Origin of the sequence: Curtobacterium sp. P97 (assembly GCF_023712445.1) — a bacterium.
In the GTDB taxonomy this organism is placed as follows: domain Bacteria; phylum Actinomycetota; class Actinomycetes; order Actinomycetales; family Microbacteriaceae; genus Curtobacterium.
The window spans coordinates 1-443 of the sequence record NZ_JAMAYF010000134.1 but is presented as its reverse complement, the minus strand read 5'-3'; the positions used below and the strand labels follow the sequence as shown (position 1 = coordinate 443).

1 protein-coding gene is annotated in these 443 nt (G+C 76.3%); it reads right to left on the bottom strand.

Annotated elements, in window-relative coordinates:
- Positions 1–167: 167 nt before the first annotated feature.
- On the bottom strand, positions 168–443 hold a 276-nt coding region (locus tag M3677_RS17310), incomplete at its 5' end, for a hypothetical protein (RefSeq protein ID WP_251161184.1).

Below are 443 nucleotides of genomic sequence, written 5' to 3'. Positions count from 1 at the left end.
CATGGCGGCGGCGTCGAGCCCGCGGGCGTCGAGGGCCACCCCCGCCGGGTTGCCGCCCTCGGCGCCGTCGGGGAAGGCGGTCATGCGCAGCAGCTCCACGCGGCAGAGCCTAGGAACGCCACCGGCCAGCACCAGGCCGCCCACCGGGGTGCCGTTGTTGGGGCCGGTCAGCGAGCAGCCAGCTCCCGGGGTTCCGCGTACGAACGGGAGTCGTCGTCGGGCCACTCGCCTGCGTAGTTGGCGATCCGGGCCGCGAAGGCCGCGTCGGACTCGACCCGAGCCGCGGGCCCGCCTGCGGTGGGCCCGACCCGCCCCATCAGGACGGCCCGGATCGATCCGCCGGCAGAACCCGCGCCTGCGGTGGCCTGCTCGGGGCCGCCGAAGAGGTCGACCCAGGTGTCGGAGCCCGGGCCGCGGGTGATGACGGCGTAGCCGTAGTAGGG